This is a genomic window from Dyella sp. C11 (genome assembly GCF_003121485.1).
In the GTDB taxonomy this organism is placed as follows: Bacteria; Pseudomonadota; Gammaproteobacteria; order Xanthomonadales; family Rhodanobacteraceae; genus Dyella.
This window is the reverse complement of sequence record NZ_QAVX01000040.1, coordinates 1-7,429: the sequence shown is the minus strand read 5'-3', so window position 1 is coordinate 7,429 and position 7,429 is coordinate 1. Positions and strand designations below refer to the sequence as shown.

Below are 7,429 nucleotides of genomic sequence, written 5' to 3'. Positions count from 1 at the left end.
CGGCCGGCGCGGGGCGGCTTGGGCTAATGGTTTTCAGCAACTATGCGCGCCCGTCGGGGACCTTTGGGTGGGGTTACTTTGGTGGGGGGGGGGGGTGTTTGGGGCGGATGAGTCCGGCGTGTGCGATGGCGCTCGGGGTTGCGGTTTATGCGGTGCAGGTTGTTACTAGTCGATGGTGGCTAAGGCGGTATCGGTTTGGGCCGATGGAGTGGGTGTGGCGTGTGGTGATGTACGGGACCCGACAACCCTGGAAAATTTCAGCCGGCTGAGCACGCCCAACTTTGAGCACAAATTGCGATCCGACCCGGTTTTGGTGCGGCAACGGCTTCCTGAAAGCAACCCACGCCCCAACACCAAGCCTCTATTGGGATGGTTGCAGCCACTATGCGCAAGCCGTCTGCTGACGGTTACTGGCTGTCGGGCGCCTTGTAACCGGGAGGAATAATTCCATCAGGGGCGGGCATCCAACCAATGTATTTTCCGCATGCCGGGTAAGTTCCGCTGCCGTCTTCATGGGGCACATAAGAGAGGAACTTACGCGAGCCATCGGGGCGTTGCTCGATGCAGAAAACAGCCACGTGCAAACGCGTTGCCCAATGCCCTTCGCTGTCCGTGTTCAAGATGGTGAACATGTAGGTTTCGCCGGACTTCAAAGGTTTGTCCAAACCTTTTTGTGCATAGCCTTTCAATGTCTGCCGATACGTCACGCACTCCCCCGGCTTCAGCACAGCAGGGAGCACGGTATCCTGCAAAACGATGGCCCATTCATTGGGTGGAAAGTCAGAATCCATCGCACCAACCATTGCCCCTTGCATAGACACAGGGCCCTCTCCGGCAGGCAAGCAGGCCGCGGGATTTCCGCCAATGTCTTTCAGGTTCAAGGTAGGCAAGCCTATGGGCGCCATTTGCCCGAATGCAACGCCGCAAAAGCAGACGAGCGCCGATAGAGAAAGAGCAGCAAGTCGCTTCATAGGTTTTTGTTTGGCAGGTGCGCGGGGTCTTTTGGGTTCACAAACGGCTCCATGACTTGGTATAGCCACGCCGATGGCATTTGCGGATTGAATGCACCCTGCGCACGACCATAGATACAAATCATGTAGTAATCCGCCAGCAGGTTGCCTTGTTGCTCCATGTTGAAGTCACTAAGACGGCTGACAGGCGTCAGGTTGTATCTGTATGCCTCGACACCCCGGCTAGTCACAGTCAGGCCTTTCATCTTCACTGGATAGCCCAATTGATACTGCCAGACGTGCACCATTTCGTGCATGAATAGACGTCTATCTGAATCGTCGCCATCCGAATAGTCGTCCCGATAGATTGGGTGCGGCATATAGATGCTTCCGTTCGGCGTGACAGCCGTATCTTTGTCTTGCAAGCCCATTAATTGCCAGTACCCGTGATGATTGATGCGAACTATCGAATAGTTGACCGCATCCCCGAACACCGTACGCGCCATCGCTTCTTCGCCGACGGTCAGTCCTCGGTCGCCACCCTTCGGCACCTTGATGTTTGTCACGGGCGGAAGATCACGCGTCCTTACGAACGAAGCGACGGCATTACCGTGCTCACTCAAATAGAGGCGCTCGCCAGGCAAAGTTTGCCCTTGCGTACCGCAGCAATTCCCAGCCCTCGGTATGGTCAACACAGCATTAAGGACGCTAGTGCTTCTCTCCCTGCTTACCAGCTCCGTTAGACCGTCATCAGTCGTTGTTCCATCGATCCGCGATCCATCCCCAAGCACTAAGGTGTAGGGAAAATTTCCCAGTGGCACATCGTCACAGGTGAACCGCAGCAGCGCGCGATAAAATTCTGGCCCAACGGGTTCGGGCGGCGGCACTGGCTCCAACTTTTCTTTCAACTTTCGCTGACAAGGAATGCAATTGGGATTTCCACAAGTCATCGCGCTCACCCTCCTTGTTGTCGCATGCGCCTCGTGCGCGCATGTCGTGCGCGGATTCTGGTGATCCAACAGGCGAAAGCCCATCGGGCGCGGGCTAACACTTTCCCGTTCGCGCTTACAGTGGTCAATGTCGTGCGTGTAGGCCAATACCTCGCGAAAGCGTCTTAAATAGCGCTTGCTCACTCGCGCGATGATTCACGATGCCCGGATATCCCAGTCTCTTTGCTCAAACCCCGAAGGCGTAAGCTTGGTTGAACCGCCCTAGACGTCATCACCCTGGCATGACTGGGCAGCGCTTGCTTCTGTCTTGATCACCCTTGGCCGGTGGTGCTCGCCATTGGGTATGGCGCCACGGGGGTCGCGCTTTACAGGCTTACGCGAGCGGGCCTGGTGCCTGGTGTTGCCGGGCCGTTAGGGCCGATGGCTTTCAGCAACTATCTGGCGCAGTCGCTGATCTTTGGGTGGGTGTTCTTTGGATGGGGACTGGGGTGGTTTGGGCGGATGAGTCCGGCGCATGCGATGGGGCTTGGGGTTATGGTTTATGCGGCGCAGATTATTGTTAGCCGGTGGTGGCTTGGGTGGTATCCGGTTTGGGCCGATAGAGTGGGTTTGGCGCGTTTTGATGTATGGCGCTCGACAACCCTGGGAAATTTCGAGACTTTGAGCTGTTCGCCCACTTCAAAAGGCGCGCCACCACTAATGCTCCGCGACTGAAGGTGCGGCCACACTATGCCTCATAGATCCTAGAGCCATCTGAGACAATCCCACCACCAATAGACCATCAATATAACCCCCTCAATAATATTTTTCACTTAAGAGTAGGCCATGTCATCAAGCTACCTAGATCACGAGTACTTTGAAGATAAGAAGGTGGCGAAGGCATTTTCGTGCGCGCTTTCAACCAGAGTTAAAAAGCGCATGGAGAAAGTAATTGAAAGCTTTGTATCCAAAGAAAATGTTCAGCGCTTTCGTCACGGGGGAGATTGGAAGCATCCCGCTAATCCGAGCGCCTTCAATGGAGGCATACAAGCCCACTCAGTCGAGGGGACTACGCCTTTTGAAGATATAGTGAACAATGATCTTGAGAGCATCGAACGCGGTGTAACGCAATTGGCTGACGGCATGACTTAAGAATTTGTGGAGTCTATGTATTCCATGATCTCTGACTCGTGCGCATCAGTGGGAAACGTGGTCCAATCTCGCGAGAATGCCCCTATATGGGAGCTTTTTTATGAGGCACTGGAAAAAATCGAACTCGTAGTTGGTATAAACGGTGAGGTGGAGATGCCTCAGATTCATGTTGGCGAAAAAGCATTTGAAGATCTTAAAAATTCAATAGCAAATGCGCCGCCAGATTTCACTCAAAAACTGGATGAACTTAAGGCGAAAAAAAGAGATGAGGCCTATGCTCGGGAGGCAGCCCGCCGGGCAAAATTTGCGCGCTACGGAGATGAGGAATGAGAGCCCTCATCTCAATTGGATGCAATCACTACGATCACATCAGCGACCTCGAAGGAGCGGAACTTGACGCTCGCCGAATGTACGAGGCCCTGATGCGGCAGGAAGTTGGTGATTACGATCCATCGCTGTCAGCATTATTGCTTTCGCCCACAACAGATCAAGTGCGTGCAGAACTTCTTAGAATTTTGCCCCTGGGAAAACTCGAAACCTTAACCATCTATTTCGCTGGTCACGGCGATACGCATGCAGGAAGCTTCTACATGTGCTTAAGAGATACTGTGCCGACAGCAATGTCTCTTACTGCCCTTTCGCTCGCCGATCTATTCCGCAACTTAAACGAGTTCTCCCCCTCGCAGAGCAACGTCATGATCGACGCGTGCCGCAGCGGCGGCTTAGTGGCCGACTTAGGTGCGCTGCTCAAGCCAGAATTTCTTGGTGACGCGGGATCGCCCGGAATAACACTGGTCGCAACCTCCGCTCAAAACCAATATGCAGGTGAAACAGGAAATGGGGGCATTGGCACGAATGCAATATTGGACTGCATAGAGGGGCGCGCAGCAATAAACGATTTTCGCCCAACCCTCGATCTGACTGAAATCGGTCGACATATTCATAGTCTCATGCCAAACACGAAGACCCAGCAGCCTGTGGTTTGGGGACTCAACTTGGTTGGGGCACCAGGATTCTGCCGGAATCCACGCTACGGATCTGATCCGACTGCTCGCCTCAGAGATGTGCTGCAAGCGTGGCCAGCAGATAGCGAACAAGTAATTCGAAACCAATATAACGAACTGTGGAGGGCGTACACATCTATTGACGTTCAATGGAGCGCTCGCGAGTTCACTGACATTATTTCTCAGGCTTTCGCTGCGCTGTCCGAGCAACCCGCTGCCTTGGTAGATTTTTGCGATCGGCTATCTGCCGCCGCACTTGAAAGAGCAGCTCTTTCTCGTGATCAGTTCCGAGGGGCTGAAGTATGTTCCAGTCTTGCAGTATCTCTTCTACCGTTCTGTGAGGACACCCGTGTAGCCAGACACCTAAATTCCTTACTAAATCAGGCTGGTGCACAAACCCTTACGGCTGCACACACATTGCTGGCGGATCTTGAACTTGACCGTTACGCCTTACTTACAAAGAGAAACGGAGGCCTGTCCGACCTCTATGTGCTCCCCTATCGACTGCTGAAAGTACTTGGCTGGACCGCAGGATCAATGCTCCTTACTGAAGACGCCGAGCTTCAGGCCGCCGCGCAGATAGCATTTGGGAAGCTACTTAAGGCGTCAATCGAGGGCTATGCAAACGCCCTGGCTCTTATGACTGATGCTCAGGCCCCCTACATGGCCATCGCCCTCCATCAAGCAAAAGAGGCCAACCTTGAATTACAGGGCGAGCAACTCTTTGGGCTTCTGTACAACTCTTTTCTGGAGGCCCATGGAAATCTGGCCGCAGTTGATATCCCGCCGGAATCCGTTCTCGACTATCTAGATGCGCGACGCTTGGGGGATTTCAGCAACGTCCATGAATTGATCGAACGTCCAGGTCAATCACTCACCGTCTTGTTACGGTGCGCAAAGCTATGGGGGCTTGAGGATATTGCGAACAACGATCTGTGGGAGTTAGACCGCATCTCTTTCTTGGCGTATATGACGCCTGACTTCTCTCAATACGCCCAAGAGTCAATGGAAAATGGAGAGAACTATGTGTGGACCATTGGTCGTGACGTCTGCAAGGTCAGTGACTTAACTGGATCTTGGCCCCTTGTTCCTTTGCCCGCTGACAACTTGTATTCAAGGGCAGCCGTTGCTGCTTCCTTGCTTTTTCCTGATCGCGTGCCTTGGTTTCTATTGAGATAGCCAAAATGGGGAGAGGGCGCCCCCCTCAGGACAAACGAGCGAGGCTGCCGAGTGCACCCATGCACCCAACCCCTCCGCGCTTTGCGCTACAGGGCCAGCCTTCGGCTGTCCAAATTCGTTCCGGACAAATTTGTCGAACCCGGGTGGGTTCTCACCCAGTCGCTCAGTCAGAAATGAAAAAGCCCCCATGCGGGGGCTTCTTCATTTCTGGCGGAGAGAGTGGGATTCGAACCCACGGTAGGCTTACACCTACGGCAGTTTTCAAGACTGCTGCCTTAAACCACTCGGCCATCTCTCCGGGTTTTGTTGTTTCCAGTGGCTGGGGCTAAGGGCCTAAAGTCACTGGACTCCCGCCTTCGCGGGAATGACGGGCTAAGAGCTGCGTCATTACGGGAGCGAGATCTTATCAGGAATGGCTTGCTGTTCCCTGCCCTTTTTTCGACAGGGCGATCATGGCCCACAGCATGATGCCTACCGGAATGGCGGCGCCGACAAGCGGGAGCAGCAGGACCGGCTGGCGGATGACCATGGGGACCAGCTGTGTCGCCGCGGCGAAGGCGATGATGCTGAAGCGCAGTGCGCGGCTGGTTCGGGCGAACCAGAAGGCGCCGATGACCAGCACGGTGGCGATGATGCTCAGCACCAGGTCCACCGTGGGTATGGGGAACATGGTGATCAGGCCCAGGCGCGTGAGCAGCTCGGTGGCCAGGATAGTGAGCAGCACGTAGCTGGCGGTGAGTTCGACCTTGTCCCAACGCGTGCCGCTCATGTCATCAGCCTCAGGCGATCTGTTCGAGGTTGCGCAGGTAGGGGCGCAGCGCGTCGGGTACGGTGATGGAGCCGTCCGGGTTCTGGTAGTTCTCCATCACGGCGACCAGCGTGCGGCCCACGGCGAGGCCGGAGCCGTTGAGTGTGTGCACCAGTTCCGGCTTGCCGGTGGCCGGGTTGCGCCAGCGGGCCTGCATGCGACGGGCCTGGAAGTCGCCGCAGTTGGAGCAGCTGGAAATTTCGCGGTAGGTGTTCTGGCTGGGCAGCCACACTTCAAGGTCGTAGGTCTTGATGGCCGAGAAGCCCATGTCGCCGGTGCACAGCAGCACCTTGCGGTACGGCAGGTTCAGCAGCTGCAGCACTTTTTCTGCATGGCCGACCATTTCTTCCAGTTGCGCGTGCGACTGTTCGGGCGTGGCGATCTGCACCATTTCGACTTTTTCGAACTGGTGCTGGCGGATCATGCCGCGCGTGTCGCGACCGTAGCTGCCGGCTTCGGCACGGAAGCACATGCTGTGCGCGGTGAGGCGCATGGGCAGCGTGTCGGCTTCGACGATGCTGTCGGCGACGAGGTTGGTGAGCGCCACTTCCGCGGTGGGAATGAGGTAACGCTTGGCCTCGTTCACTTCGGTGGAGAACAGGTCTTCCTCGAACTTGGGCAGCTGGCCGGTGCCCTTCATGGTGTCCGCGTTGACGATCAGCGGCACGTTGCATTCCAGGTAGCCGTGCTCGCCGGTCTGCAGGTTGAGCATGAACTGGGCGAGCGCACGATGCAGGTGCGCCAGCTGGCCGCGCAGCACGGTGAAGCGCGCGCCGGAAAGCTTGGCGCCGGCGTCGGCATCGAGCCAGCCGTGGCGGGCACCGAGGTCCACGTGGTCCTTCACCGGGAAATCGAACGTGCGTGGCGTGCCCCAGCGCAGCTGTTCGGCGTTCTCGGTTTCGTCCTTGCCCAGCGGCACGGACTCGTGCGGGATGTTGGGAATGCCCAGCGCGATGTCGGCCAGCTTGGCCTGCACGTCGCCAAGGGCATGCTCGTTGGCCTTGAGCTTGTCGCCGATGCCGGCGACCTCGGCCATCAGCGGGGCGACATCTTCGCCCTTGGCCTTGGCCTGGCCGATGGCCTTGGAGCGGGTATTGCGCAGGTTCTGGAGCTCCTGCGTCTCGGTGGACAGCTGCTTGCGCTGGCTTTCCAGCGCCTCGATGGCGGACACGTCGATGTCGTAGCCACGGGTTTCCTTGAGGCGGGTTGCCGTTTCGGCAAGACGCGAGCGCAGCAGTACGGGGTCCAGCATGAGGTGTCCAGATGAATGACTTGGAACCTTGGATTATCGCCTGTCTCTTATTATAAACTGACGCTGCCGACGATCTTATGCGCGTAGAACACGGCGGTGGCCGCAGCATTAAAAAAAATACGGGGGGGGGGGGGGGGGGGGGGGGGGGGGGGGGG

The 7,429-nt window shown here is 56.4% G+C and carries 8 protein-coding genes and 1 tRNA gene; 4 read left to right on the top strand and 5 right to left on the bottom strand.

The window, feature by feature from the left end:
• Positions 1-26 precede the first annotated feature (26 nt).
• Positions 27-269 (top strand): DUF418 domain-containing protein, encoded by a 243-nt coding sequence (locus tag DK366_RS20930; RefSeq protein ID WP_109127500.1) that lies wholly within the window; start codon positions 27-29, stop codon positions 267-269.
• Positions 270-407: 138 nt separating this feature from the next.
• On the opposite strand, the gene DK366_RS20925 is transcribed toward DK366_RS20930, so the two are convergent.
• Positions 408-971, bottom strand: coding sequence for a hypothetical protein (locus tag DK366_RS20925; protein WP_157956654.1), 564 nt, complete (start codon positions 969-971; stop codon positions 408-410).
• On the bottom strand, positions 968-2,083 hold the full coding sequence (locus DK366_RS21360) for a hypothetical protein (protein ID WP_157956653.1): 1,116 nt from the start codon (positions 2,081-2,083) through the stop codon (positions 968-970). Before DK366_RS21360 ends, DK366_RS20925 begins: the two co-directional genes overlap by 4 nt.
• Before the next feature lie 642 nt (positions 2,084-2,725).
• Between DK366_RS21360 and DK366_RS21355 the strand changes: the two genes are divergently transcribed.
• The 3 genes from DK366_RS21355 to DK366_RS20910 are packed head-to-tail and all read left to right on the top strand — an operon-like array spanning position 2,726 to position 5,214.
• Positions 2,726-3,031, top strand: a complete 306-nt coding sequence (locus DK366_RS21355) for a hypothetical protein (RefSeq protein ID WP_157956652.1) — start codon at positions 2,726-2,728, stop codon at positions 3,029-3,031.
• A gap of 24 nt (positions 3,032-3,055) precedes the next feature.
• The gene (locus tag DK366_RS21350) at positions 3,056-3,361 is read left to right on the top strand and encodes a hypothetical protein (protein ID WP_232821145.1); all 306 of its coding nucleotides are present in this window, start codon (positions 3,056-3,058) and stop codon (positions 3,359-3,361) included.
• Positions 3,358-5,214 carry a caspase family protein gene (locus DK366_RS20910; protein ID WP_109127497.1) on the top strand — a complete coding sequence of 619 codons (1,857 nt, stop codon included), beginning with the start codon at positions 3,358-3,360 and terminating at the stop codon, positions 5,212-5,214. Before DK366_RS21350 ends, DK366_RS20910 begins: the two co-directional genes overlap by 4 nt.
• Before the next feature lie 208 nt (positions 5,215-5,422).
• Here DK366_RS20910 and DK366_RS20905 read toward each other — a convergent pair.
• The 3 genes from DK366_RS20905 to serS all read right to left on the bottom strand — a co-directional run bounded on the left by DK366_RS20905 (position 5,423) and on the right by serS (position 7,274).
• Positions 5,423-5,512: transfer RNA gene (locus DK366_RS20905), tRNA-Ser, on the bottom strand.
• Between the two features lie 108 nt (positions 5,513-5,620).
• Positions 5,621-5,983, bottom strand: a complete 363-nt coding sequence (locus DK366_RS20900) for an LrgA (protein ID WP_109127496.1) — start codon at positions 5,981-5,983, stop codon at positions 5,621-5,623.
• Positions 5,984-5,993: 10 nt separating this feature from the next.
• Complete coding sequence (serS, locus tag DK366_RS20895) at positions 5,994-7,274, bottom strand: serine--tRNA ligase (protein WP_109127495.1); 1,281 nt, start codon at positions 7,272-7,274, stop codon at positions 5,994-5,996.
• Between the last annotated feature and the right edge of the window lie 155 nt (positions 7,275-7,429).